The organism is Actinoplanes sp. NPDC049316 (assembly GCF_040677315.1).
GTDB lineage: Bacteria > Actinomycetota > Actinomycetes > Mycobacteriales > Micromonosporaceae > Actinoplanes.
Genome location: NZ_JBFAQM010000009.1, coordinates 152,356 through 177,980, shown reverse-complemented (window position 1 = coordinate 177,980; position 25,625 = coordinate 152,356). Strand labels below are relative to the sequence as shown.

Here is a 25,625-nt window from a genome sequence, read left to right as displayed (position 1 = left end):
TACGAGGGGTTGACGTGGACCGACAGCAGGAGTTCGTGCTCCGGACGCTCGAAGAGCGCGACATCCGTTTTGTCCGCCTCTGGTTCACCGACGTGCTGGGCACCCTGAAGAGCGTGTCGGTCGCGCCCGCCGAGCTCGAGTCCGCGTTCGAGGAGGGCATCGGCATCGACGGCTCGGCCATCGAGGGCTTCGCCCGGGTCTCCGAGTCCGACATGGTCGCCATGCCCGACCCCACCACGTTCCAGGTCTTCCCGTTCGAGGGCGGCGCCAGCGGCGAGAGCGCCCGGATGTTCTGCGACATCCTGCTGCCCGACGGCAGCGCCGCCTGGGCCGACCCGCGCCACGTGCTGCGCCGCATGCTCGCCAAGGCGGCCGAGAAGGGCTTCACCTTCTACACGCACCCCGAGGTCGAGTTCTTCCTGGTGCAGGACAGCCCGCTGGACGGCTCGGTGCCGATCCCGGTCGACGGCGGCGGCTACTTCGACCACACCACGCACTCGGTGGCGCGCGACTTCCGCCGCCAGGCCGTGCTCGCGCTGGAGCGCATCGGCATCTCGGTCGAGTTCAGCCACCACGAGGTCGCCCCCGGCCAGCAGGAGATCGACCTGCGGTACGCGGACGCGCTCACCACCGCCGACAACATCATGACGTTCCGGCACGTGGTCAAGGAGGTGGCGCTGTCGCAGGGCGTACGCGCGACCTTCATGCCGAAGCCGTACACCGACCAGCCGGGCAGCGGCATGCACACGCACCTGTCGCTGTTCGAGGGCGAGAGCAACGCGTTCCACGACGCCGAGGACCCGCTCAAGCTGTCCAAGACCGCCCGCGCGTTCATCGCCGGCCTGCTCGTGCACGCCCGGGAGTACACGGCCGTCACGAACCAGTGGGTCAACTCGTACAAGCGGCTCTTCCCGCTGCAGCTGCCGGACCGCATCACCGAGTCGCCGGCGTTCGTCAGCTGGGGTCACCTGAACCGCTCCGCGCTGGTCCGGGTGCCCGCGTTCGGCAAGCCCAACTCGGCCCGCGTCGAGGTGCGCTCGATCGACTCGGCCACCAACCCGTACCTCGCTTTCGCAGTGCTGCTCGGCGCCGGTCTCAAGGGCATCGAGGAGGGGTACGAGCTGCCCCCGGGCGCCGAGGACGACGTGCTCGCGCTGTCGCCGCAGGAGCGCAAGGCCATGGGGTACGACTCGCTGCCGGAGAACCTGGCCGAGGCGATCGACGTGATGGCCAAGTCGGAGCTGATCCCGGAGGTGCTCGGCGAGCACGTCTTCGACTTCTTCCTGCGCAACAAGCGGCAGGAATGGGAGCAGTACCGGCGCGAGGTCACCCCGTACGAGCGGCAGCGCTACCTCGGGACACTCTGATCTTTCGGCCGGGCGGTGGATCACCCGCCTGTGCTGGTCCGATACGGTGCCTCTGACGTCATCGCGAGGGAGACACCGTGCTGGAGAATCTGCTGGAGGGCGCCGGACGCAGCATCGTGTTCGGCGCGGTCGGCATCGGGCTGATGGCCCTGGGCTTCGTGCTCGTCGATCTGCTGACCCCGGGCAAGCTGCGTGACCTGATCTGGGTGGACCGGAACCCGAACGCCGCCCTGCTCCTGGCCTCGAACCAGCTCGGCATCGCGGCGATCGTGTTCACGGCCATCTTCACCAGCTACGAGAACTTCGGCGAGGGGCTGGCCTCCACGGCGATCTTCGGCGTGCTCGGCATCGCGGTGATGGCCCTGGCGTTCCTGGTGCTCGACTGGATGACGCCGGGCAAGCTGGGCGAGGTCATCTGCACGCCGGACCGGCACCCGGGGGCGCTGGTCAGCGCGGCCTCGCACTTCGGCGCCGCCCTGATCGTCTGCGCCTGCATCGCCTGACGCCGCCGGCGCCGTGCAGATCGATCTGGAGCCGGTCACCGCGGACGACTGGCGGGCCTGCGCCGCGCTGACCGTACGGCCGGAGCAGCGTGAATTCGTCAGCGAGGTCACGTACTACCTCTGCCTGTGCCACTACGGCGGCCTGTGGCACCCGCTGGCGGTCACCGTCGACGGGCAGGTCGCGGCGTTCTGCATGTGGGCCGTGGACGACGACCGCAGCCGGTGGATCGGCGGGGTCGTCGTGGACCGGGCGTGGCAGCGGCAGGGCATCGGCCGGGCGCTGGTGCTCGCGTTGCGTGACCGGCTCGCCGCTGAGGAGGGCACGCCGAACGTCGCCCTCAGTTACTCGCCGCGCAACGCGGCCGCGCGGGCGCTCTACCTCTCGCTGGGGTTCGCCGAGACCGGCGAGACGGAGGGCTACGAGGTCGTGGCCCGGTGGAGCGTGCCGCGCGTCGCGTGAACGGGGTGCGGGCGGGGTTTGTGTCGGTCCCACCCGATAGCCTCGACGGGTGGGTACAGCACTGGTGATCGAGAACGACCCGTCGGACGATCTGCGCCGGCTCGGCGACTGGCTCGCCGAGGCGGGGCTCGAGCTGACGGTCGTGCGGCCGCACGCCGGCGAGCCGCTCCCGGAGAGCCTGGACGGCTTCCTGGGCCTGGTCGTGCTGGGCGGCGACCAGAGCGCCTTCCCGGACGGCCAGGGGCAGCCCGGCGCGCCCTGGTTCCCGCAGCTCGAGGGGCTGCTGCGCAAGGCGGTGCGGCACCACGTGCCGACGCTCGGCGTGTGCCTCGGCGCGCAGTTGCTCGCGCAGGCCCACGGCGGCCTGGTGGAGCGCAGCACGTCCGGTCCGGAGATCGGTCCGGGCCTGGTGGGGCGCCGCGACGCCGCCGACGGCGACCCGCTGTTCAAGTTCGTGCCGCTGCTGCCCGACGTGGTCCAGTGGCACGCCGACGAGATCACCGAGCTGCCCGTCGGCGCCGTGCTGCTGGCCGCCTCGACCCGCTACCCGCACCAGGCGTTCCGCATCGGCGACCGGGCCTGGGGCCTGCAGTTCCACATCGAGTGCGACACCGACATGATCGCGGCGTGGGCCCGGTCGGACGCGGACGTCCTCGAGGAGCTGGGCTACGACCCCGACGTGGTCGTCGCCGCGACCGCCGAGGTGCTCGCCGACGTCGAGGAGGTCTGGCAGCCGTTCACCGCCCGGTTCGCCGCGCTGGCCCGCGGCGAGCTGGCCGGCGCCGACATCCCCGCCCCCGGCACCCCGCGCACGCTGCCGCTGCTGGGACAGTGAGATGACCAGGCCCAGCCGGCTCGCCCGGTACGGCTTCGCCGACGACGGCGCGCGTGTGGCCGATCTGCTCGGGCCGGGCGGCCTGCGACTGTGGGACACCGAGGCGCAGGAGCCCGTCGACGCGCCCGCATCCGAGCTGATCCAGGCGCTGTCCCGGGCGGCCGACCCCAACCTGGCGCTGCGCCAGCTGCACCGGATGGTCGACGCGGCGGCGCGGGCCGCGCTGCGGGGCAACGGCGGCCCGGTCACCGGGCCGGGCGAGGAGATCGCGGCGAGCCCCGCCGCCGACGCGATCGTGGCGGCCCTGGCCGACGACGGGGGGCTGCGGCGACGGCTCATCGCCGTGCTGGGCGCCTCCAGCGCGCTGGGCGACCACCTCGTCGCCAACCCCGACCAATGGCGGGTGCTCGCCACCGCCAAGACCGGCATGCCGCCCAGCGCCGAGGGGCGTCTGGAGTTCGGCGACTCGACCGGGGAGGGGGCACCGACCGTTCCGGCGCTGCGCACGGCGTACCGGACGGCGCTCTTGCGCATCGTGGCGGCCGATCTGACCGGTGGCCGGGGCCTGGAGCCCACCATGGCGGCGCTGTCCCGGCTGGCCGACGAGACGTTGTGCGCCGCGTACGCGATCGCCGCCGGGGAGCTGCCGCAGAAGACCAACGAGCCGCGCCTCGCCGTGGTGGCCATGGGCAAGTGCGGCGGCAACGAGCTCAACTACGTGTCCGACGTGGACGTCATCTTCGTGGCGGCCGGCGACGAGGACCTCAGCGCGGGCACCACGGTCGCGGCCCGGCTCATCGAGATCTGCGGGCAGGTGGCCTGGCCGGTCGACGCCGCGCTGCGTCCCGAGGGCAACCGCGGCCCGCTGGTCCGCACGCTGGCCAGCCACCAGGCGTATTACCGCCGCTGGGCTCGCACGTGGGAGTTCCAGGCGCTGCTCAAGGCGCGCCCGGCGGCCGGCGACCTGGCCCTCGCCCAGGAGTGGATCGACGACCTCGCGCCGCTGGTGTGGCACGCCGCCGAGCGCCCCGAGGCCGTCGACGACGTCCGGGACATGCGTCGCAAGATCATCGAGAACGTCCCGGCCAAGGAGGTCGACCGCGAGATCAAGCGGGGGCCCGGCGGCCTGCGCGACATCGAGTTCGCGGTGCAGCTGCTCCAGCTCGTGCACGGCCGCGTCGACGAGAGCCTGCGGGAGCCCGGCACGCTGCCGGCGCTGCGGGCCCTGGTCGCCGGCGGGTACGTGGGCCGCGAGGACGGCGAGACGCTGCTGCGGGGGTATCGCTTCCTGCGTACGGTCGAGCACCGGCTGCAGTTGCAGAACCTGCGCCGGACGCACACCGTGCCCGACGATCCGCAGGCGTTGCGCTGGCTCGCCGCGGCCCTCGGCTACAAGGCGCTCAACGGGCGCGACGCGGTCGAGGCGTTCCGCTCCGACTGGGTGAGCCACGCCGCGCAGGTGCGCCGCCTGCACGTCAAGCTGCTGTATCAGCCGCTGCTCGAGGCGGTCGCCCGGGTGCCGGCCGAGGCGCTGCGGATGACCACCGAGTCGGCCGGGCGCCGCCTGGAGATCCTCGGCTTCGCGGATCCCGCCGGCGCGCTGCGGCACCTGCAGGCCCTGACCGGCGGCGTGAGCCGCACCGCGGCGATCCAGCGCACGCTGCTGCCGATGCTGCTGCAGGACTTCGCCGACGCGCCCGAGCCGGACCGGGGGTTGCTCAACTACCGGCAGGTCTCCGACAAGCTCGGCAGCACGCCCTGGTATCTGCGGCTGCTGCGCGACGGCGGCCCGGTCGCGCGCCGGCTCGCCCGCGTCATCGGCCTCTCCCGGTACGCGACCGACCTGCTCATCCGCGACCCGGAGGCGCTGCGCCTGCTGGCCAACGACGCCGAGCTGCAACCCCGCCCGCGCGAGGTGCTCCGCGAGGGGTTCGTGGCCGCCGCCGACCGGCACCTGCGCGACGGCGCGACCGACCCGGGCCCGGCCATCGCCGCGGTCCGCGCGCTGCGCCGGCGGGAGCTGTTCCGGCTGGCCTGCGCCGACATCCTGAGCCGGGGCGGCGACCTGGCCCCCGCCAACCCGCTCGACGTGCACGCCATCGGCATCGCGCTCTCCGACGTCGCCGACGCCACGCTGGGCGCCGCGCTGCACGCCGCCCGGCGCGTCCACCCGGGCCCCGAGGGGCTGCGGTTCGCGGTGATCGGCATGGGCCGGCTCGGCGGCTACGAGATGAGTTACCCGTCCGACGCGGACGTGCTCTTCGTCTACGCCCCGCCGGAGGGCGCCCCCGAGAGCCAAGCCAGCGCGGCCGCGCAGGCCATCGCCGAGGAGATGCGCCGCACGCTCGGCGCTCCGGCACCCGACCCGCCGCTCGGTGTGGACGCCGATCTGCGCCCCGAGGGCCGGCAGGGTCCGCTGGTACGCAGCCTGAACGCGTACGCGCAGTATTACGCCCGCTGGTCCAAGGTGTGGGAGTCGCAGGCGCTGCTGCGCGCCCGGTTCGTCTGCGGCGACGAGGACCTGGGCCGCGAGTTCGAACGGCTCGCCGACGGCATGCGCTATCCCGGCGGCGGCCTGACCCGCGAACAGGTCACCGAGATCCGGCGGATCAAGGCGCGCGTGGAGACCGAACGGATGCCGCGCGGCGCCGACCCGAACACGCACGCGAAGCTGGGCCGCGGCGGGCTCGCCGACGTCGAATGGGCCGTGCAGCTGCTGCAGTTGCGGCACGCGTACGCCCTGCCGGGGCTGCGCCGCACCCGTACCCTCGAGGCGCTGTCGGCGGAGCTGGAGGGGAAGCTGATCGACAAGGTGGACGCGGCCGCGATGACCGCCGGCTGGACCCTGGCCGCGCAGGTCCGCAACGCGCTGACCCTGGTCCGCGGCCGCCCCACCGATCAGCTGCCCCGGCACGGCGTCGAGCTGGCCGGGGTGGTGCAGCTGCTCGGCGGCGGCGACCCGGGCGAGTTCGTGGACCGCTACCTGCGCATCACCCGGCGGTCGCGGGCGGCGATGGAGCGCGTCCTCGATGCGTGAGCGCCCCGCCGGCACGGGCCCGCGGCGCCGGTGTCCGTCGTGAGCGCCGTCCTGGACCGGCCGCCGCCGCGCGCCGGGCTGCGGGCGGCCGCCGCGCCGATCGCGGCCGCCGTCGTGGTCGCGGTGCTGCTGCGTGTGCCGTTCCTGTTCACCGGGCTCTCCACCGACGAGGGCGGCTACGCGTACGTGGCCCGGCAGTGGGCGCGCGGTGACCTTCTCTACAGCGACGTGTGGCTCGACCGGCCGCAGGGGTTGCTGCTGACCTACCGGGCGCTGCTGGCGATCGACGAGTCCGGCTGGGCCATCCGGCTCGGCGTGGTCCTGGCCGGCGCGATCCTCACCGTGGCCGTGGCCGCGATCGGGTGGGGGCTGGCCGGGCGGGCCGCCGGTGTCGTGGCCGCCTGGCTGTACGCGGTGGTCGGCGTGGCCCCGCACCTGGAGGGCATGACGCTCAACGGCGAGCTGCTCGCGAGCGTCCCGTCGACCGTCTCGATCGCGCTCGCCGTGCTGTGGTGGCGGAGGGGACGATCGCTGTGGTGGCTCGCCGGGGCCGGGGTGCTCGCGGGCGTCGCACTGACCATGAAGCAGTCCGGCATCGACGGTGTCCTCGTCGGGCTGCTCGTCCTCGTCCTCGCCCGGCGCGGTAAACCGGTGCCGGTGTTCCTGGCCGGTGTCGCGCTCCCGCTGCTCGCCTCCGCGCTGCACGGGCTGGCGGTCGGCTGGTCGGCATACTGGACGGCGCTCGTCGGGTATCAGTTGTCGGCGCTCGGCGGATCGGGCTCGAACGCGTCGACCCGCTGGACGGATCTGGGCCGGCAGGCGGGCGACATCGCGCTCGGCGTGGTTCCCGTCCTGCTCGTGTCCCTGCTCGGGTGGAGAGTGCTGGACCGCGGCGCGCGCCGGCTGCTCGGCGTGTGGTTGTTCGCCGGGTTCATCGGCATCAACCTCGGTGGCTCGTACTGGCCGCACTACTTCGTCCAGCCGTTGCCGGCCCTCGTCGTGCTCGCCGCCGTCGCGGTGATCGGGGTGCGCGCGGGGTGGCGGCGGTGGGCGCTGGCCGCCGTCGCGACGGTGCCGACGCTGGTGTGGCTGGCGGCGCTCGTACCCATGTCGCCGGGCGGCCGGGCGGACACGATCCCGTACGATGCGCTCGCGGCCCGCGACGACCGGATCGCGGCCGTGATCAGGGCTTCGACCGGCCCGGACGACCGCATCTACGTCCTGGAGTCCGAGGCGTACCTGTACTTCGCGGCCGACCGCGAGGCCTCCTATCCGTACCTGTGGGGTAAACCGATCGACAAGATCCCGGACGCGCTGCCGCGGCTGCGCGCGATGCTCGCGTCGCCGCAGCGGCCCGTGCTCGTCGTCCTCGACACCCCGCCGGCCGCGGTCGACCCGAGCGGCGGGATCGCCGCGGACCTGGCCGCGTACTACCACCCCGAGACGACCGTCGAGGGTGTGCCGATCCTGCGGGCGAACCCGTGACCGGACCTGCCGCCGACACCGGGGCGCGCCCCTGGCAGGCCGGCGCGGCGGCACTGCGCTTGTGGCTCGGCCGGCCGGCCGGCGTGCGGTGGCTGGGGTTCTTCGGCGCGGTGTGCTGCGCGGCCGACGCGGTGCTGTTCGGCGCGCCCCCGTGGATCCGGCAGGGCGTGTCGGTCGTCAGCATTCTGCGCGGCCCGAACGGCGTGCTGATCATGCTGCTGTGGCTCGCCGGGCTGACCGCGTTGTGCGCCGCCTGGTGGTACGGCCGCCGCCTCGAGCTGTCCCGCCGCTGGATCGTGGTCACCGCGGCGCTGTGGATCGTGCCGCTGCTGGCCGTGCCGCCGCTGGCCAGCCGCGACATGTACGCGTACGCCTGCCAGGGCGCCCTGTTCGACGCCGGCTTCAACCCCTCGCAGGTGGGGATCGCGGCGCAGCCCTGCCCGTGGCTCGACTCGGTGTCCCTGGTGTGGCGCGACACGCCCACCCCGTACGGGCCGCTGTGGATCCTGCTGACCGGCTTCGCCGCGTCGTTCGGCTCGCAGGCCGTGGCCCTCGGCATCTTCCGGGTGTACGCCGTCCTCGCCGTGGGCGCCCTCGCGGCAGCCGTCCCGGCGCTGGCCCGCCGCCGGGGCGTGGCGCCGGAGAAGGCGCTGTGGCTGGTGCTGTGCTGTCCGCTCGTACCGGTGCACTTCGTCGGCGGCGGCCACAACGACACGCTGACGATGGCGCTGCTCGCGGCCGGTCTGGCGCTGGTGGCCGGCCGCCGGCCCATGCCCGCGCTGATCGCCGGGGGCGCGCTGGTCGGCGCGGCCGTCGCGGTCAAGACGACGGTCGGGGTGGTCCTGCCGTTCGCGGCCCTGCTCGCCGCCGGCGGCCTGGAGCTGACCCGTGAGGGGCTGCTGCGGTTCCTGCGCCGCGGTGGCGCCGTCGTCGGGGGAGCGGTCGCGCTGCTGGCGGTCCTGTCCGTCGTCTCGGGGCTCGGGTTCGGCTGGGCGGTCGCGCTGTCCGGCGCGGGTGAGTCGCGCAGCTGGACGTCCCCGCCCACCGCGGTCGGCATCGCCGTCAACGCGGCCGGGAAGTGGTTCGGCGCCGGCTACGACGTCGTGCCCGCGCTGCGGACGGCCGCCCTCGTCGTGCTGCTCGTGGCGCTCGTGGTGATCTGGTGGCGGTTCCGCCGCTCCGACCCGCTGCACGGGGCCGGCCTCGCGTGCCTGGCGGTCATCTTCCTCGCGCCGATCACCCAGCCCTGGTATCTGTTCTGGCCGCTGACGCTGCTTGCCGTCACCACGGTCGGCCTGCGCTGGCTCGAGGTCACCATCGTGGCCTCGATGTTCCTGATCCTGCCGGACGGCGACGGCGCCTGGAAACCGCTGCAGGTCCCGTTCGCGTTCCTGGTCACGGCGGGAGTCGTCTGGGTGGCCCGGCACTCGTGGCGGTGGCTGCGCTCACCCGTGCCCGCCGCGGAGGTGCCCGCGTGCGACTGACCCCTCGGCTCGTCCGCTGGGGTGGTCTGGCGGGCAGCGCCGCCACGGCGGGCACGGCCTGGCTGGGCGGCTCCGGCTTCGCACGGGTGCCCAGCATCAACCCGCTGACCCTGCTCAGCGGCCAGCGCGGCGTCGCGCTGCCGATCCTGTGGGTGCTCGGCACGGCGGTGCTGATCACGGCGTGGTGGTTCGGCCGGCACGTGGTGCCCTCGACGCGGTGGGCGCTGGTCACGGCGGGGCTGTGGTTCCTGCCGGTGCTGCCGTTCCTGCCGCTGGGCAGCGCGGACGTCTACTCGTACGCGTGCCAGGGCTACGTCCAGTACGCCGGGGGAGACCCGTACGCCACCGGGGTCGCCGAGTTCGGCTGCCCCTGGGTGAGCTCGGTCGCGTCGTCGTGGCTGGACTCGCCGGCCCCGTACGGCCCGCTCTTCCTGCTGATCGCCGCCCGGGTGGTCGCGCTCGCCGGCGACTCGCTCGCCGGGGTGATCGCCGGGCTCCGGGTCGTGGCCGTGGCCGGGGTGGCGCTGATCGCGGTGGGGGTGCCCGCGCTGGCCCGCCGTTGCGGCATCGACCCCGCCCGCGCGACGTGGATGGTGCTGGCCTGCCCGATCGTGCTGGTCCACCTGGTGTCCGGCACGCACAACGACGCCCTGATGGTGGGGCTCATCGTCTGCGGTCTCGCGCTGGCGGTCACCGGCGCCTCCCCGGTGCGCCTGGCCGCCGCGGGAGCGGTCCTGGGCCTCGCGGTCGGCGTCAAGGCCACCGCGATCGTCGTGGTCCCGTTCGCCGTTCTCGCCGCGCTGCCGCTCACCCGCCGGGCGACCCAGCCGGCTCCCGCGTCGCGCCTTCTTCCCGCCGACCGCCGCGCGCTGCGGGACCTGTGGCGTCCGGCCGCGGCGATCGGCGGCGGGTTGCTGCTGTCCACGGCCGCTCTGGCGATCGCCTCCGGGCGCGGCGCCGGCTGGGTCGCCGGGCTGCTGCGCAGCGGTGACAGCGTGACGTGGGGGTCACCGTCGACGGCGGTCGGGCTCGCGATCGAGTTCGGTACGGGGCTGCACGCCGTACCCGTGACGCGGTTTCTCGGGGTGTTGTTCCTGGCCGTCCTGCTCGTGGCGCTGTGGTGGCGGGCGTGGCGGCACGGTGCCGCCCTCGACCATGCCGGCCTTGCGCTGGCGGCCACCGTCCTCTGCGCCCCGGTCTTCCATCCCTGGTACGCGACCTGGCCGCTCGCCGTGCTCGCCGCCACCCGCGTGGAGAACCGATGGCTGCTCGGCCTGTGCGCGTTCGCCGCGACGCTGACCACGCCGGCCGGGTACAACTGGGCGCTCTACACGCGCATCCCGGGCGCCCTCGTCGTCACGGCCGCCCTCGTGACGCTGCTCGTCGTGACTGTGCGCAGGCATCGCGCCCGTAGGGTGGTCGCGTGAACCGCCGGATCATGACCCTCGCCGCGCTGGGGGCCGTCGCCGCCGGCGCGCTCGTGTGGGCGGCGATCCTGCACTACTACTTCGACTCCGCCGTCTACGCCGGGGCAGTGCGCTACTGGTTCCGTGACGGCGGCATGGTGTACGACTACCTCAAGCGCGGCTCGCCGTACGGGTTCACGTACCCGCCGTTCGCCGCCCTCCTGATGGCGCCGATGGCATACCTGCCGCTCTGGGCCATCGCCACGCTGGCGTCGATCGCGACCGTGATCGTCACGGTCGTGGTGACCCGGTGGCTGATCGCGCCGATGATCCGCCGCGAGGGCTGGACCCCCTGGTACGCGGTCGCCGTCGCGTCCTGCCTGGCGCTGATCTTCGAACCGGTCCGCGAGACGTTCGGCTTCGGCCAGGTCAACCTGCTGCTGCTCGCCCTCGTCGCCGGCGACGTCCTGTTCGGCGTGGCCCGCGGACGGCGCTGGGCCGGCATCGGCATCGGCGTGGCCACCGCGATCAAGCTGACACCCGGCGTCTTCATCCTCTACCTGCTGGTGACCCGCCGCTGGCGCGCCGCCGGTGCCGCGGCCGGGGCGGTCGCGGCGACCACCCTGGCGGCCGCCGCGCTCTGGCCCGACGCCTCGCGTGAGTTCTGGACCGCCGCGCTGTGGGACACCAACCGGGTCGGCAACCTCGAGTACGTCTCCAACCAGTCGCTGCGCGGCATGCTGGCCCGGCTGCCGGTGGACGCGTGGGAGTCGAAGGTGTGGGTGCTGTGCGTGCTGGCCGCTCTCGCGCTCTGGGCGTGGCGCGTGCGGCGGGCGGACGCGCTCGGCGGGCTGGCACTCACCGGGATGGTCGGTTGCCTGATCAGCCCGGTGACCTGGGTGCACCACTGGGTCTGGCTGCTGCCCGCCCTGGTCCGCTGCGTGGAGGTCGCCCGGACCAACCGGCGGGTGCTCTACCTCGGCGTCGCCACGTACACGCTGCTCAGCGCCCACATCACCTTCCTGTACGAACGCGGCCCCAAACCGCCGCTCGCCGTGATCGGCGCGAACCTCTACGTGCTGTTCGGCATCGCGTTGCTGGTGTGGCTGCCCGCCGTACGGGAGGTTGCGCCGCCGGCACCCCGGGAGCAGGGGATCGGCAAGGTCGAGAAACCGGGTGTTTCCCCGGTGTCCACCTGAGCGACCGCGGAGCCCCGTAGGCAGGGACCATGCACACAGCACTCCGCGGCCCGGCAGCGCTCATCGTCCTGGCGGCCGCCGCCATCCCCGCCACCCCGGCGGCCGTGGACGGTCGGCCGGGTGGCGCTGACCGGGCTCGCCCAGATCGCGCCCGGCGACCCCGAGCCGGAGTACGTCAGCATCAACTCCCGCGACGAGGCGGTGGTCAGCCTCCAGGAGAACAACCACCTCGCCGTCGTGTCGCTGCGTGACCGCCGGGTGGTCCGGCACTTCAGCGCCGGTACGGTCACCGTCACCGGCGTGGACACCGAGGACGACGACCGCATCGACCCCTCCGGTTCGCTCACCGTCAAGCGGGAGCCCGACGGTGTCACGTGGATCTCCGACGACCTCTTCGCCACCGCCAACGGCACCCGACCCGGCTGGTGTCGGTGACCGACAGCGCGTACACCCCGACCCGGCTCCTGACCGTCGAGACCGCGACCCGGCCGGCCACCATCACCCGTGAGCTGACGGTGACCAGGGACGGCGAGCCGGTCGGCTACGACGCGGAGGGCGTCGCGGCGCTGCGGAACGGCGGATACTGGCCGGCGGTCGAGCCCTCTCTGCTCGTCCGTCTCGACGCCGCCGGCCGGGTCCGGGAGGAGGTCCCGCTGCCCGGCGACATCCGGGCGACGATCACCAGCAACGGCCTGGAAGGCATCGCCGTGTCCGGCGACGCGGTGTGGGTCGCGGTCCAGCGGCCGCTCAAGGGCGAGACCACGACCAGGATCGGACGGTACGCGCACGGCACGTGGTCCTGGCTCGCGTACCCGCTCGACGCGGCGCCGACCGGCTGGACGGGGGCTCCCGGCCGCTCTTTCTGATCAGCTCCCGGCCGCCGGCCGGGGCTGCTTGACGACGATGGAGCCGGCCGCGCGGTCGTGCAGACCGCGGCGGTCGGCGTCCATGATGACCGCCGGTACGAGTAACGCCAGCAGCACGCCGCGCAGCAGGCCCTTCGGGATGCCGATCGCGCCGCCGTCCGCCACCGACACGCAACGCAGGCGCGCGAGGGCCATGCCGGGCGTCTGTCCGAACAGACCGATGAAGAACGCGTTGACGAAGACCAGCACGACGACCGGCGGCCAGGCCACCACCCGCGGATCCGCGTAGAAGCTCGACACCAGCAGGCACAGCGCCCAGTCGATGATGAGCGCGGCGAAGCGCCGGCCGAAGTCGGAGGGTTCGAAACGGGCCGGATCGAGTGCGCGGGTCGCCACGGTTGATCAGGGTAATCGCCGGTGCACGGGCTCATCCCGGGGGCTCACCCGGGACGTGCCAGTCGGTCGAAAGCGGCCCCGGCGGCGACCGCCCGGCGCTAGGGTCGCCGAAGGTCACGCGACTCACAGGCTCCGTAACACGGCGGAAACAATAGGGATACGCCCGGGCAACGGCCGGCCCATAGCGTCGCGACCAGCCTAGCCACGTGGCGGCCCGCGCCGCCCCGCGTACAAAATCTGTGCCAGGAGGACGTGTGTTCGCCAATCCCGAGGAACTCCTGCGATACCTCAAAGACGAGGATGTCAAGTTCGTCGACGTACGGTTCTGTGATCTTCCCGGCGTGATGCAGCACTTCAACATGCCGGTGGAATCGTTCGACGACAGCGTCGTCACCGACGGCCTCGCCTTCGACGGATCCTCGATCCGCGGGTTCCAGGCCATCCACGAGTCCGACATGATGCTGCTGCCGGACGTCACCACGGCCTTCGTGGACCCGTTCCGCATCCAGAAGACCCTGGCGCTCAACTTCTTCATCCACGACCCGTTCACGCGCGAGCCGTACTCGCGTGACCCGCGCAACGTGGCGAAGAAGGCCGAGACCTACCTCGCGTCCAGCGGCATCGCGGACACGGCGTACTTCGGCGCCGAGGCGGAGTTCTACATCTTCGACTCGATCCGCCACTCCACCTCCGCGAACGAGTCGTTCTACTACATCGACTCCATCGAGGGCGCCTGGAACTCCGGCAAGGAGGAGGAGGGCGGCAACCGCGGCTACAAGACCGCGTACAAGGGCGGCTACTTCCCGGTCGCGCCGCTCGACCACTACTCCGACCTGCGTGACGCCATGGTCCGCCGCCTCATCGACGTCGGCTTCACCGTCGAGCGTTCGCACCACGAGGTCGGCACCGCGGGCCAGGCCGAGATCAACTACAAGTTCTCGACGCTGCTGCACGCCGGCGACCAGATGCAGATGTTCAAGTACATCATCAAGAACACCGCCTGGGAGCACGGCAAGACCGTCACGTTCATGCCGAAGCCGCTGTTCGGCGACAACGGCTCGGGCATGCACACCCACCAGAGCCTCTGGCTGGGCGGCGAGCCGCTGTTCTACGACGAGACCGGCTACGCCGGCCTGTCCGACACGGCCCGCTGGTACATCGGCGGCCTGCTGCACCACGCGCCGTCGCTGCTCGCGTTCACCAACCCGACCGTCAACTCGTACCGGCGCCTGGTGCCCGGCTACGAGGCCCCGGTCAACCTGGTCTACTCGCAGCGCAACCGCTCCGCCTGCACCCGCATCCCGGTCACGGGCAGCAACCCCAAGGCCAAGCGCGTCGAGTTCCGCGTCCCGGACCCGTCGTCGAACCCGTACCTGTCGTTCTCGGCCCAGATGATGGCCGGCCTCGACGGCATCAAGAACAAGATCGAGCCCCCGGCCCCGATCGACAAGGACCTGTACGACCTGCCGCCGGAGGAGTGGGGCTCGGTCAAGCAGGTCCCGGGCTCGCTGGACGCGGTCCTCAACTCCCTCGAGGGCGACCACGAGTTCCTGACCGCGGGCGGCGTCTTCACCGAGGACCTGATCTCGACCTGGATCGACTGGAAGCGCGCCAACGAGATCGACCCGGTCCGGCTCCGCCCGACCCCCCACGAGTTCGAGATGTACTACAACGTCTGACCTGCGCTGACGTCGTCAACGGCGGTCACGTCCGGCTCTCCGCCGGCGTGGCCGCCGTTTTTCGGCACCGGGAACCTGACAACTTCCGAACGTTCGGCAGCGAGGCTGACTTCCGCACCAGCCGGGACCGTCCCGGCTGACGAGGGAGGATCAGCATGCGCGGAACCCGTGCGTTGATCGTCGTGATTGCGCTCACCGCTCTGTCGGCCTGTGATGCCGCCGAAGACGACGGTTCCGGGGCGAAGGTGGCGTCGTTGGTCAGTGCCGCGCCGTCGGCGAGCGCGTCGCCTGGTTCACCGCGGCCGCGGTATCGGTTCGACATGACCGCCGAGGATGAGAAGGCGTTGTGGGTGCCGTACAACAGGTGCCTGGAGGAGCACGGTTACACCCGGGTGGACGCCAAGAAGGCGGAGGACGCGCGCGCGAGAGGTGCGTCCGGCGGTGGGAAGAAGGCCGCGGAGCTGCGGGAATGCGAGGAGAAGTACCTGCCGCTGCCCGAGTGGGAGAAAGACCCGGCCAACCCGAGGGCAGGCGACTTCGCGCGGGCCGTGGCCAAGTGTCTCAAGGCCAAGGGGATCAAAATGGAAGGCGACGAGATCGCCGACAGCGAGGATGTCGCCACGGCCCTCGACGCGTCCGGTGACTGCGAGCGCGAGGTCGCGGCTTCGAGATACTGATCTTTCGGTGGTGCAGCTATCGGTGGTGCAGAATGTGCCGGGGGTGAGCGATGGCTGCGTGGCGGTGGGGGACGGCAGCTGCGGCGGCTCTTGCCGCGGTGCTGCCCGGTGGCTGCGACGCCGACGTCGTCACGGACCGGGCGTCGCCGCCGGCTCCCGGGCAGACCCTCGGTGAGCTGCGACGGCATGCGGCTCAGCTCCTCGACCGGTACGACGAAGCCGCCGCGGCAGCCGCACCGTCCGCGGCTGTCGAGATCAGCGCGCCGCCCTGGGACGCCACGAATCCGCCACCGGGGCTGTCCATCGCAGCGGCGAAGGGTGCCCCGGGCGGCACGCGATTGACCGTGACCTTCACCGGCGCCCGTGGTCCGGCGACCGAGCCGTGTGGTGCCGACTATTTCGCGGAGGCGGTCGAGTCCGCGCGGGCGGTCGTCGTCATCCTGGTCGAGGAGTCCTATGCCGCCGGCGAGACCTGCCCTCTTCTGGGCTACGAACGTACAGCCACGGCGACCTTGGCGTGGCCGCTGGGGGATCGGGCCGTCCTGGAGGTGCGGGAAGGGCAGTCCGTGCCGGTGGAACCGGCCCTGATCATGGAGTGACGCAAGGGCCGGTCCGGCTGCTACGGCGGGGGCTGTGAGGCGGCGCGGTAGCGCTCGTTCTGGCGCAGCGCCTCTTCGAGCTGGTCCTCGAGGATGATGATCCGGCACGCGGCGGCCATGTCGGTGCCCTGGTCGCAGAGTTCCCTGGCTCGCGCCGCGAGGCGGAGCTGGTAGCGGGAGTATCGGCGGTGCCCGCCGGCTGAGCGGAACGGGTCGATCAGCCTCGCGTCGCCGAGCCGGCGGAGGAAGTCCTGGGAGACGCCGACGATCTCCGCGGCGCGGCCCATCGTGTAGGCGGGATAGTTCTCGTCGTCGAGCATGTCGTCGGGTTGGGCCATGCCACCTCCATGTCGAGGGCCCCGGCGCCAACAGCGCCGGGGCCCAGGGTTACGGGTCTGAAACACCATCTACCGGCACGTGTGCCGATGATTCTTCTCCGCACCGGCCGTTGACCACGGCTGAGGGTGCGGGGATCGCGTAAGCGTGACCGGAGACCACCTCGCAATCGAGGAGTAACTGCGGTAATCCGCCCGACCGGCGCTGCCGGCCCAGGGGGCGGGCGATCCAACGGTGTACGGCCCTCCCTTTCCTCTGCGTTCTTGATCATCTGTGCGTTGCCTCAGGTCGAGCCCTGAAACGAACATCAGCCCGGCCTGCTGGTGGTGCGGCCGGGGCCGCAAGGTGCTCGGCCCCGGCCCTTCGCCTCGTGGGGGCGGTTCGTCTGCGTCTTTGTTCCTTCGTTCTCGACTCCAGGAACGTTAGTCGACGAGGCGCAGGAAATCTAGTAGCCGAGGGCTAGTTTTTCTGCGCGCCGACGCGAAGGTGGTGGCTCGGGCCTTGACGGTAGAGATGGTAAGTCATAACTTACCGTTCGTGACTACTTACCAATCCGACGACGGGTGGAACGCGCTCGGCGATCCCACGCGCCGGGCCATCGTCGCCTGCCTCGCCGAGCGGCCCCGGGCCGTCGGCGAGCTCGCCGACGAGCTGCCCATCAGCCGTCCCGCCGTCTCCCAGCACCTCAAGGTGCTCAAGGAGGCCGGCCTGGTCACCGATCACGCGGCCGGCACCCGGCGGGTCTACCGGCTCAACCCCGCCGGCGTGGCCGCACTGCGCGACCAGCTGGACACCTTCTGGAACCGCGCGCTGGACAGCTACCGAGACGTCGCCGAACAACCGAGCGAGGAGAACCCGTGACCGAGACGACAACGCCCGTGGTGCACCGCCAGATCGTGGTGCAAGCACCGATCGAGCGGGCATTCACCGTGTTCACCGAGCGCTTCGGTGACTTCAAGCCGCCGGAACACAACCTGCTCGCGGCGCCGATCGCGGAGACCGTGTTCGAGCCGCGGGTCGGCGGCCACATCTACGACCGGGCCGTCGACGGCAGCGAGTGCCGGTGGGCGCGGGTGCTGGCGTACGAGCCGCCGGACCGCGTCGTGTTCAGCTGGGACATCGGTCCTCAGTGGCAGGTCGAGACCGACCCGGAGCTGACCAGTGAGGTGGAGGTGCGGTTCATCGCCGAGACGCCGGACCGCACCCGGGTGGAGCTCGAGCACCGCCACCTCGACCGGCACGGGCCCGGCTGGCAGTCGGTCGGCGACGGGGTCGGGCACGACCAGGGCTGGCCGCTCTACCTGCGCCGGTACGCCGCGCTCCTCGAGGCGGCGAGCTGACGATCGTGTCGCATACCGGTCGGCCGGGCTGTGTAGTTCTGCACAGACCCGGCCGCGGCGGGCTTCGATACTCGGGCGATGCCTACGTCGAACCGGAGCCACGCGCTCGTGCTCGGTGGCAGCATCGCCGGCCTGCTGGCCGCCCGGGTGCTCGCCGACCGGTACGCCACAGTGACGATCGCCGAGCGGGACCGGCTGCCGTCCGCGGCGGAACACCGCCGCGGCGTGCCGCACGGCAAGCATGCCCACGGCCTGCTGCCCCGGGGTCTGCAGATCATGGAGGAGCTGCTGCCCGGCCTGCGCGGTGACCTCGAGCGGGGCGGCGGCCTGATCGCCGACATCCTCGGCAACTGCCGCTGGTACCTCAACGGCCGCCTGCTCCGGCAGGCCGACGCCGGGTTGCCCGCCCTGGCGGCCAGCCGGCCGCTCATCGAGGGCGAGATCCGGCGGAGGGTACGGGCGCTGCCGAACGTCACGGTGCTCGACGGCCACGACATCACCGGGCTGTGCGCCTCGGCGGACGGCCGGCGGATCACCGGGGCGGCGATCAGCGGTGCTCAGCCGCGTACGGTCGAAGCGGACCTCGTGGTCGACGCGACCGGAAGGGGCACGCGGACGCCGAGATGGCTGGCGGAGCTCGGGTTCGAGCCGCCGGTGGCCGACCGCGTCTCCATCGGCCTGGCGTACACGTCGTGCGTGTACGAGGAGCCGGCCGGCCTGTTCGGCGACGACGTCTTCGTGGTCACCACGCGGTTTCCGGGGCAGCGGCGCAGCTCCGTCATGCAGCGCCTCGAAGGCGGGCGGGTGCTGGTCACGCTCGCCGGCGTGCTCGGGGAGCGCCCGCCGGAGACACCGGCCGCGATGCCGGAGTACGCCCGGACGCTCGCCGTGCCGGACACGTACGAGATGATCAGCCGGGCGACGCCGGTGAGTGAGCCCGTCCCGTTCCGTTACCCGGGCTACGTGCGGCATCGCTACGAGAACCTCACCGATCTCCCCGCCGGCCTGCTGGTCACCGGCGACGCGGTCTGCGGCTTCAACCCCGTGTACGGCCAGGGCATGAGCATCGCCGCGATGAACGCGTACGCCCTGCGCGAGGAGCTGGAGCACGGTGGCGAGCCGGACCCGTACCGCTATTTCGCGGCCGTGGCCCGGGACCTGGAGGCGCCGTGGCGCCTCGCCGTCGGCGCCGATCTGGCGCTGCCCGGCGTGACCGGGCCCGCGCTGCCCGAGTCGCCGCTGACCGGCGAGTACGTCGGCCGGCTGCAGCTCGCCGCCGCCGAGGACGCCGAGCTGGCCAAGGCGTTCATCCGGGTCACCGGTCTCGTCGACTCGCCGGCTGCCCTGCTGCGGCCGGAGATCGTGCAGCGGGTGCAGCGGGCCGGAGCCGTCGTCACCCCGTGACGTCCATGCGCTGCGTACCCAGAACCGCCAGCAGCCGCAGCGCCTCCTCCGACGGCGACCCGGGCGTCGCGGTGTAGATGACGACGTGCTGGTCGCGATCGGCGATGTCGAGCACGTCGCAGTTGACGGTGACCGGACCGACCACCGGATGCTGGAAGGTCTTGCACAGGGTCGGCTCGTCGGAGACGTCGTGCGAGGCCCACAGCCGGGCGAACTCGGCGCTGCCCGCCAGCAGCTCCTCCACCAGCTCGGTCACTTCCGGGGCATCGGGGTAACGGGCCGCCACGGCGCGCAGGCGCCGGGCCGAGTGGCGGGCGAACGTGTCCGCGTCGGACACGCCGTACAGCCGTACGCCGTCGCGGTGCGGCCCGAGGAACACCCGGCGGACCAGGTTGCGCTCGCGCCGCGGCACGGCCGAGAAGTCCTCCATCAGCGCGGCGGCGAGATCGTTCCAGGCGATGACCTCGTACGCCGCGGACATGACGATCGCCGCCGCGTGCGGTAGCCGGTGCAGCAGGTCGAGGATGCTGTGGCGTACCTCCCGGGAAGGCCCGGGCCGCGGACCCGGCGGCGCGCCGGCGAGATGGTGCAGGTGGTCGCGTTCGACGTCGGACAGGCGCAGCGCGCGGGCCAGGCCGGACAGCACCTCATGCGACGGCCGCGGGGCGCGACCCTGCTCCAACCGGGTGTAGTACTCGGTCGAGATGAACGCCAGCTGCGCCGCTTCCTCGCGGCGCAATCCGGGGGTACGGCGGCGCGTCCCGGCGGGCAGGCCCACGTCCGCGGGGGTGATCCGCTCGCGCCTGCTGCGCAGGAAGTCCGCCAGCTCTTGTCTGTCCACGCCTGAAGTGTGGCTCGGCCGTCATTCTTGTAGCCAGGTACAGCCGGTACCTGGCTCGGATCCGGGGACCGGACGCAGGCTCGAACCATGAATTCGACGATAACTCCCGGCCTGCTCGACGGCAAAGTCGCCCTCATCACCGGCGCCGGTCGCGGCATCGGCGCCGCCGCGGCCCGGCTTTTCGCCCGCGAGGGCGCCCGCGTCCTGCTGGCGGCACGGACGGAATCCGAATTGCGTACGGTCACCGAGGACATTCGTAGTGCGGGCGGCACAGCGGAGTACGTGGTGTGCGACCTGGCCGAATCCGCCGACATCCACGCCGCCGTCGACCGCGCCGTCGACCGGTACGGACGCCTCGACGTGGCCTTCAACAACGGCGCCGCCATCCAGCCGCCCGGGCCCATGGACCGCCTGGAGGAGACCGCATTCGACCAGCTCTACGCCGTGAATCTGCGAGGGCCGTGGCTGTCCATGGTCGCGGAAGTCAACGCCATGAGGGCCACCGCGGGGCTCGGCGCGATCGTCAACAACTCCAGTGTGGGCAGCCTGATGGGCAACCCCGAGCTGCCGGCGTACGGGGCCCTGAAACGAGCCGTCAACAGCCTCACGGAATCGGCCGCCATCACGTACGGGCCGGAAGGTATCCGGGTCAACGCGATCGCGCCGGGCAATACGCGTACGGAAATGATCCGGACCTGGGAACAGGCGTCGCCGGGGCTGGTCGAACGGCTCGAAGCGGCGACGCCGCTGCGGCGGTCGGCGGAGCCGGAGGAGATCGCGCAGGCCGCGGCGTGGTTGTTGAGCGACCGGTCCTCGTTCGTGACCGGGGCCGTGCTACGGGTCGACGGGGGAGCGCGGGCCTGAGATCCGCTCCGTCCGGACTGCGGCTAGATTGCTGCACCATGACGGACGACGATCTGCGGGCGCTGCGGGAGCGGGCCGCCGCCGGTGACCAGGATGCCACCGGCCGGCTCGTGGAGCTGGCCGGTGAGCGCGGCGACATGGCCGAACTGCGGCGCCTGGCCGACGCGGGCAGCGGGGATGCGGTGGATCAGTTGGTGGAGCTGGCGGGGGAGCTGGGCGACCTCGATGAGTTGCGTCGCCTGGCCGGGCTGGGGAATCGGGACGCGGCTGAGGTGCTCAGCGAGCTTCTCGAATCCGAGGATGCCGACGAGGAGTAGCCCTTCTCGCCTGCTCACCCGTCTTTCTCGGCTTACCCGGCGGCTTTGCCTGCTTACCCGGCGGGTTTCGCCGGGTTACCGGGGGCGTTGCTGGCGCATTCCCTTGCCACCCGGGCGCATGTTCTTCGGGATCGCGCCCTTGGGCATCTGCGGCCGGGCCATCAGCGCGCCCAGACGCTTGTCCAGGGCGTTGACGTCCTTGCCGGTCAGGTTGCGGGGCAGCTTCATCACCGTCGTCCGCAGCTTGCGGATCGAGAGCTCGCCCTCCTGGGATCCGATGACGTAGTCGTACATCGGGGCGTTGCCGATCACCTTCGCCAGCCGGCGCTTCTCCTGGCCCATGAGGTTGCGGACCCGCTGCGGCTGCCCCTCGCCGAGCAGGATCACGCCCGGACGGCCGATCACCACGTGCACCATGTCGAACTGCGTGGTGGAGCTCGCCGCGGGGCGTACGCGCCAGTCGCCGCGCATGTTCTCCATGATCGAGGCCGCGGCGCCGGGCTGACCCTCGGCGGCGTTCATCATGGCGGCGTTCGAGCGCAGGTTCAGCACGATCAGCGCGGCGAGCAGCGCCACCATGATGCCGATCGGGATCCAGACCCAGGCCCAGCCCAGCAGCACGGCCAGCACGGTCAGCGCCAGCGGGATCAGCACCGCGGCGGCGATCAGCGGCACGAACCACTTGTCCTGCCGTGCCGTGAACGTGAACACCTGGCCGATCTGCTTCAGGCGCTCACCGAACGACACCTTCTCCTGGGGCTTTGCCATACCCGGAAGTGTAAGGGTCGGCGTGGTGCCTTACGTGCCCAGGACCCTCAGGTAAGGCGCAGCCCGGCCGCGATATGCGGCACCTTCCCCATGCGGCGCCGGGGCCTTCGCGCGAAGAGTCGAGGACATCGGAGAACGACCCACAAGGAGACCACGATGTTCCCGTTCCAGGACCCCGGATTCCACCTCGACCTGTACCGCCAGCGCGCCACCGAATTGCAGCAGGCCGCGACCGAGAGCCGGGTGGCGCGCGAGGCCGCCGGCCGGCACCGCCAGACCTGGTGGGCCCACCCGGGTCGCCGGCCCCGCCCGGTGCGGGCGCCGGCCGCATCCTGACGGCTGGGCGGTGTGCGGGGGCGCGACCCCGCACACCGCGCTGCCCTCCGGCGGCCTGCGCTGCCACCGCCGGGAGCGCGTGCGCATCGCGGATTCAAATGAGCGGGAGGTTTGGTGGTTGTCGCACCTTTTGGGCCCGGCGGCGGAGCGGCGTTGCATGGCATGCTCGACAGCGTGACCGCGCACGCCAGCAGCGATGTCCTGGTCGGCAGGGAGGCCGATCTCGCCACCCTGCGCGACGCGCTCAAACGGACCCGCAGCGCCGAGCCGTCGACCGTGCTGGTCGGCGGTGAGGCTGGGGTCGGCAAGACCCGGCTGGTGGAGGAGTTCTGCCGTGCGGCGGTCGCCGACGGCGCTCGCGTGCTCACCGGGCAGTGCCTGGAGCTGGGCGAGGAAGGCCTGCCGTTCGCGCCCTTCGCGGCGGCCCTGCGGGAGCTCGTCCACTCCGACGGCACCGATGTCCTGGAGGGCCGGGAGCACGACTTCGCGCGGCTGCTCCCCGAGCTGGGACCCGCCGAGGCCACCGTGGAAACCCGGCGGGGCTACCTGTTCGAGCTTGTTGCGGCACTGTTCGGGCGGGTGTCCGAGCGGCAGCCGCTGGTGCTGGTGCTGGAGGACCTGCACTGGGCCGACCGCTCCACCCGCGACCTGATCGGATTCCTCGTGCGGTCCGCCCGGCTGCCGCACGTGCTTCTGCTGGCCACATACCGCACCGACGAGCTGCACCGCGGGCATCCGTTGCGACCGTTCCTGGCCGAGCTGGATCGCGTACGCGGGGTGCAGCGCACCGAGCTGGACCGGCTGGAGCGTGACGGCACCGCGGAGATGCTCACCCACCTGCTCGGGGCCGAGCCGGAGCCCGGCCTGGTCGACACCGTTCACGAGCGGGCGCAGGGAAATCCCTTCTTCATCGAGCAATTCGCGGCCTGCGGCGACCCGCAGTGCGGCGACATCCCGCACAGCCTGCGCGACCTCTTGCTGACCCGGGTCGACCTGCTGCCGGAGCAGGCCCAGCGGGTGCTGCGGGTGGCGGCGGTCGGCGGCACGAAGTTCGGCCACGACCTGCTCAGCCGGGTGGCGGGCATCGAGGAGGCGGAGCTCGAGTCGGCGCTGCGCGTCATCGTCGCGGCCCAGCTGATCGTGGTCGACGCCGACGGCGGATACGAGTTCCGGCATGCGCTGGTGCGTGAGGCCGTGCACGATGACCTGCTGCCGGGCGAGCACGCGCGGCTGCATGCGCGCTACGCGCAGGCGGTGGAGGCCGAGCCGCAGCTGGTGGCCATGGGCCGTGCGCCCGCGGAGATAGCCCATCACTGGCACGCCGCGCATGACTATCCGCGGGCACTCACGACCGCGCGGCGGGCGGCGACCGCTGCCGGCGAGCGGTATGCGTACGCGGAGCAGTCCCGCCTGCTGGAGCGGGTTCTCGAGCTGTGGGAGGTCGTCGACGCCGCCGCCGAGTTGCTCGGCGCCGGCCACATCGACCTGCTCGAGGAGAGCGCGCTGGCCGCGATCGCCGCGGGCGATCACCAGCGGGCACTCAAGCTGACGAAGGCCGCGCTGGCCGATCTCGACCCGGAAGCCGAGCCGCTGCGTGCCGCCCGCCTGCTGGTACGCCGCGCCAAACTGCTCTACAACGCGGGCACGAGCGACGGCTCGGCCGAGTCCCGGGAGGCGTACCGGCTGCTGCTGGCCGCCCCGCCGTCCTCGGAGCGGACGGTGCTGATGGCCGACGTCGCGTACCAGTTCGCCGGCATCGACGACGACCTGGCCGCCCGGGTCTCCGCCGAGGTGATGACCGCCGCGGCCGAGACCGGCGACGTCGCCACGGAGGTGTCCGCGACCATCACGTACGGACGGGTCTGCGGCGGCCGCCTCTCCGCGGAGGAGGCGCTGCCCGCGATGCAGCAGGCCGCCGCCCGGGCCCGGGAAACCGGTGACCTGCCCAACCTGGCCCGTGCGCTCGTCAACGTCTCCGACTCGCTGTTCGAGCTCGGTCGCTACGAGGAGTCGGCTGCCGCCGCGGCCGAGGGCGTCCCGTACGCGGACCGCGTCGGCGTCAGTCGCACCACCGGGGTCTTCCTGCTGGCCAACCATGCCGAGGCGCTGATGGCCCTGGGCCGCTGGGACGAGGCGGACGCCCGGCTCGAGGAGGCCGCCCGCCTCGACCCGCCCGGCACGTTGGGCCTGCCTTGGCTCCGGCTCCGCGCCCACCTGCGCCTGGCCCGTGGCCACGAGGGCGCGCAACCGCTGGTGCACCGGGCGGTGGCGTTCCTCGGCCGGCCGTACCTGCACCGCGAGAACCGGCTCTCCCTGCTCGAACTGCGTATCCGCGAGGCGCAGTGCTCCGGCGACGAGGCGGCTGCAACGGCCGCCGCCCGACTGGCGGTCGCGGAACCGACGGAACCCGACCGCGCGCGCTACCGCTGGCCCCTCCTGGCGGCGGCCGCGGCGGTTGAAGCACCCGACGTCCGAGAAGCCGTCGCCCGCGTCGCCTCCGTCATGCCCCAGCGCTACCCCGCCGACCGCGCGTACGCCGCCCAGGTACGCGCCCTGCTCGGCCAAGGCCCCGAACCATGGCGCGAGGCGGTGACCGCCTGGCGGGCCGACGGCCAGCGCTACCCCCTCGCAGTGGCCGCCCTGGGCCTGGCGACGGCAGAGGCGGCCGCAGGCAACCGCGCAGCCGCCGCCGAGGCGATCGAGGAGGCAACGGCAACGGCCGCCGCACTGGGCGCGGCCCCCCTGACGGCCCAGGCAGACACGCTGGCCCGGCGCGTCGGTCTCCGCTCGGCAACCCACCCGGCCCCCACGGGCACGGAAGTGCTCACCGACCGGGAACGCGAGGTGCTGCGGCTGGTGGCGGAGGGCCACAGCAACAGCCGGATCGCGGAACAGCTCTACATCTCCCCGAAGACGGCCAGCGTGCACGTGTCCCGAATCATCGCGAAGCTCGCGGTGACGAGCAGAGGAGAGGCAGCGGCTGTTGCCCACCGGCTGGGCTTGCTGGACTGAGCGGCAGCCGGCCGCTTGAGCCGTCTACGGCGCTGGCGTCCTCGTGACGCTGCTGCCCCGAACGGTGGCCGGTGGACCGGTGGAGTTGAGCGGTGGCCATTGGGTCCGAGCGGTGGTCGGTTGAGGGCCGGCTGTGGCCAGCCGGCTTCGGGCAGTGATCGGTGCGCTTGGGCCGTTGGTGTGTGCCAGCGGTGATCGGCTGCTCGGCGTGCGCTCCGCTGAAGCGCGCCGGCGGCCGGCCGACTTCGGCGCGACCGGGCGACTTCGGCGAGGCTGGCCGACTTGGGCAGGGTCAGCTGGATTGGGCATGGTCAGCTGGATTGGGCAGGGTCAGCTGACTTGGACAGGGTCAGCTGGATTGGGCGGGGCGCCGGCTTGGGCAGGGCCAGCTGGCTTGGCGGGGTGGCTGGCTTT

At 72.5% G+C, this 25,625-nt stretch carries 25 protein-coding genes; 21 read left to right on the top strand and 4 right to left on the bottom strand.

Annotated features, from left to right (window positions below):
* The first annotated feature begins 14 nt into the window (after positions 1–14).
* The 11 genes from AB0K03_RS16825 (at position 15) to AB0K03_RS16775 (ending at position 12,642) form a co-directional block, all read left to right on the top strand.
* Positions 15–1,367, top strand: a complete 1,353-nt coding sequence (locus tag AB0K03_RS16825) for a glutamine synthetase family protein (RefSeq protein ID WP_364685185.1) — start codon at positions 15–17, stop codon at positions 1,365–1,367.
* A gap of 77 nt (positions 1,368–1,444) precedes the next feature.
* Positions 1,445–1,870: a DUF350 domain-containing protein gene (locus AB0K03_RS16820; RefSeq protein ID WP_364685183.1), complete on the top strand. Its 426-nt coding sequence runs from the start codon at positions 1,445–1,447 to the stop codon at positions 1,868–1,870.
* Positions 1,871–1,883: 13 nt separating this feature from the next.
* Complete coding sequence (locus tag AB0K03_RS16815) at positions 1,884–2,330, top strand: GNAT family N-acetyltransferase (RefSeq protein ID WP_364685181.1); 447 nt, start codon at positions 1,884–1,886, stop codon at positions 2,328–2,330.
* 49 nt (positions 2,331–2,379) lie between these two features.
* Positions 2,380–3,165, top strand: coding sequence for a type 1 glutamine amidotransferase (locus tag AB0K03_RS16810; RefSeq protein ID WP_364685179.1), 786 nt, complete (start codon positions 2,380–2,382; stop codon positions 3,163–3,165).
* A gap of 1 nt (position 3,166) precedes the next feature.
* Positions 3,167–6,202: a bifunctional [glutamine synthetase] adenylyltransferase/[glutamine synthetase]-adenylyl-L-tyrosine phosphorylase gene (locus AB0K03_RS16805; RefSeq protein ID WP_364685177.1), complete on the top strand. Its 3,036-nt coding sequence runs from the start codon at positions 3,167–3,169 to the stop codon at positions 6,200–6,202.
* A gap of 39 nt (positions 6,203–6,241) precedes the next feature.
* Entirely contained in the window at positions 6,242–7,687 is a 1,446-nt protein-coding gene (locus tag AB0K03_RS16800) for a hypothetical protein (RefSeq protein ID WP_364685175.1), read from the top strand.
* Positions 7,684–9,171 carry a polyprenol phosphomannose-dependent alpha 1,6 mannosyltransferase MptB gene (gene mptB, locus AB0K03_RS16795; protein WP_364685173.1) on the top strand — a complete coding sequence of 496 codons (1,488 nt, stop codon included), beginning with the start codon at positions 7,684–7,686 and terminating at the stop codon, positions 9,169–9,171. Before AB0K03_RS16800 ends, mptB (AB0K03_RS16795) begins: the two co-directional genes overlap by 4 nt.
* Positions 9,162–10,598: a polyprenol phosphomannose-dependent alpha 1,6 mannosyltransferase MptB gene (gene mptB / locus AB0K03_RS16790; protein ID WP_364685171.1), complete on the top strand. Its 1,437-nt coding sequence runs from the start codon at positions 9,162–9,164 to the stop codon at positions 10,596–10,598. The genes mptB (AB0K03_RS16795) and mptB (AB0K03_RS16790) overlap by 10 nt, the downstream gene beginning before the upstream one ends.
* The gene (locus tag AB0K03_RS16785; protein WP_364685169.1) at positions 10,595–11,776 is read left to right on the top strand and encodes a glycosyltransferase 87 family protein; all 1,182 of its coding nucleotides are present in this window, start codon (positions 10,595–10,597) and stop codon (positions 11,774–11,776) included. Before mptB (AB0K03_RS16790) ends, AB0K03_RS16785 begins: the two co-directional genes overlap by 4 nt.
* A 120-nt stretch (positions 11,777–11,896) precedes the next feature.
* Entirely contained in the window at positions 11,897–12,211 is a 315-nt protein-coding gene (locus AB0K03_RS16780) for a hypothetical protein (RefSeq protein ID WP_364685167.1), read from the top strand.
* A complete protein-coding gene (locus AB0K03_RS16775; RefSeq protein ID WP_364685165.1) occupies positions 12,208–12,642 on the top strand; it encodes an esterase-like activity of phytase family protein in 435 nt (144 codons plus the stop codon). The genes AB0K03_RS16780 and AB0K03_RS16775 overlap by 4 nt, the downstream gene beginning before the upstream one ends.
* Here AB0K03_RS16775 and AB0K03_RS16770 read toward each other — a convergent pair whose 3' ends face one another.
* Positions 12,643–13,038: an RDD family protein gene (locus AB0K03_RS16770; RefSeq protein ID WP_364685163.1), complete on the bottom strand. Its 396-nt coding sequence runs from the start codon at positions 13,036–13,038 to the stop codon at positions 12,643–12,645.
* 254 nt (positions 13,039–13,292) lie between these two features.
* Between AB0K03_RS16770 and glnA the strand changes: the two genes are divergently transcribed.
* The 3 genes from glnA to AB0K03_RS16755 all read left to right on the top strand — a co-directional run bounded on the left by glnA (position 13,293) and on the right by AB0K03_RS16755 (position 15,993).
* Entirely contained in the window at positions 13,293–14,717 is a 1,425-nt protein-coding gene (glnA, locus tag AB0K03_RS16765; protein ID WP_364685161.1) for a type I glutamate--ammonia ligase, read from the top strand.
* A 155-nt stretch (positions 14,718–14,872) separates the two neighbouring features.
* Positions 14,873–15,394, top strand: coding sequence for a hypothetical protein (locus AB0K03_RS16760; RefSeq protein WP_364685159.1), 522 nt, complete (start codon positions 14,873–14,875; stop codon positions 15,392–15,394).
* A 50-nt stretch (positions 15,395–15,444) separates the two neighbouring features.
* The gene (locus AB0K03_RS16755; RefSeq protein ID WP_364685157.1) at positions 15,445–15,993 is read left to right on the top strand and encodes a hypothetical protein; all 549 of its coding nucleotides are present in this window, start codon (positions 15,445–15,447) and stop codon (positions 15,991–15,993) included.
* 20 nt (positions 15,994–16,013) lie between these two features.
* Here the strand turns inward: AB0K03_RS16755 and AB0K03_RS16750 are convergent, their stop codons facing one another.
* Complete coding sequence (locus AB0K03_RS16750) at positions 16,014–16,331, bottom strand: MerR family transcriptional regulator (RefSeq protein ID WP_364685155.1); 318 nt, start codon at positions 16,329–16,331, stop codon at positions 16,014–16,016.
* 511 nt (positions 16,332–16,842) lie between these two features.
* On the opposite strand from AB0K03_RS16750, the gene AB0K03_RS16745 reads away from it, so the two are divergent.
* The 3 genes from AB0K03_RS16745 to AB0K03_RS16735 all read left to right on the top strand — a co-directional run bounded on the left by AB0K03_RS16745 (position 16,843) and on the right by AB0K03_RS16735 (position 19,073).
* Positions 16,843–17,190, top strand: a complete 348-nt coding sequence (locus AB0K03_RS16745; protein ID WP_364685153.1) for a metalloregulator ArsR/SmtB family transcription factor — start codon at positions 16,843–16,845, stop codon at positions 17,188–17,190.
* Positions 17,187–17,669, top strand: coding sequence for an SRPBCC family protein (locus AB0K03_RS16740; RefSeq protein ID WP_364685151.1), 483 nt, complete (start codon positions 17,187–17,189; stop codon positions 17,667–17,669). The genes AB0K03_RS16745 and AB0K03_RS16740 overlap by 4 nt, the downstream gene beginning before the upstream one ends.
* A 78-nt stretch (positions 17,670–17,747) precedes the next feature.
* The gene (locus AB0K03_RS16735) at positions 17,748–19,073 is read left to right on the top strand and encodes an FAD-binding monooxygenase (RefSeq protein WP_364685149.1); all 1,326 of its coding nucleotides are present in this window, start codon (positions 17,748–17,750) and stop codon (positions 19,071–19,073) included.
* Here the strand turns inward: AB0K03_RS16735 and AB0K03_RS16730 are convergent.
* Complete coding sequence (locus AB0K03_RS16730; RefSeq protein ID WP_364685147.1) at positions 19,063–19,914, bottom strand: helix-turn-helix transcriptional regulator; 852 nt, start codon at positions 19,912–19,914, stop codon at positions 19,063–19,065. The genes AB0K03_RS16735 and AB0K03_RS16730 overlap by 11 nt on opposite strands.
* A gap of 87 nt (positions 19,915–20,001) precedes the next feature.
* Between AB0K03_RS16730 and AB0K03_RS16725 the strand changes: the two genes are divergently transcribed.
* A complete protein-coding gene (locus AB0K03_RS16725; protein ID WP_364685145.1) occupies positions 20,002–20,778 on the top strand; it encodes a glucose 1-dehydrogenase in 777 nt (258 codons plus the stop codon).
* Between the two features lie 38 nt (positions 20,779–20,816).
* Positions 20,817–21,095, top strand: coding sequence for a hypothetical protein (locus tag AB0K03_RS16720; protein ID WP_364685143.1), 279 nt, complete (start codon positions 20,817–20,819; stop codon positions 21,093–21,095).
* A 75-nt stretch (positions 21,096–21,170) separates the two neighbouring features.
* Here the strand turns inward: AB0K03_RS16720 and AB0K03_RS16715 are convergent, their stop codons facing one another.
* Positions 21,171–21,863: a DUF4191 domain-containing protein gene (locus AB0K03_RS16715; protein WP_364685141.1), complete on the bottom strand. Its 693-nt coding sequence runs from the start codon at positions 21,861–21,863 to the stop codon at positions 21,171–21,173.
* A gap of 156 nt (positions 21,864–22,019) precedes the next feature.
* Here AB0K03_RS16715 and AB0K03_RS16710 point away from each other — a divergent pair, with 156 nt between their 5' ends.
* Together AB0K03_RS16710 and AB0K03_RS16705 are read left to right on the top strand one after the other, a co-directional pair.
* On the top strand, positions 22,020–22,199 hold the full coding sequence (locus AB0K03_RS16710; protein ID WP_364685139.1) for a hypothetical protein: 180 nt from the start codon (positions 22,020–22,022) through the stop codon (positions 22,197–22,199).
* A 174-nt stretch (positions 22,200–22,373) separates the two neighbouring features.
* Positions 22,374–25,211, top strand: coding sequence for an AAA family ATPase (locus tag AB0K03_RS16705; RefSeq protein ID WP_364685137.1), 2,838 nt, complete (start codon positions 22,374–22,376; stop codon positions 25,209–25,211).
* The last annotated feature ends 414 nt before the right edge of the window (positions 25,212–25,625 follow it).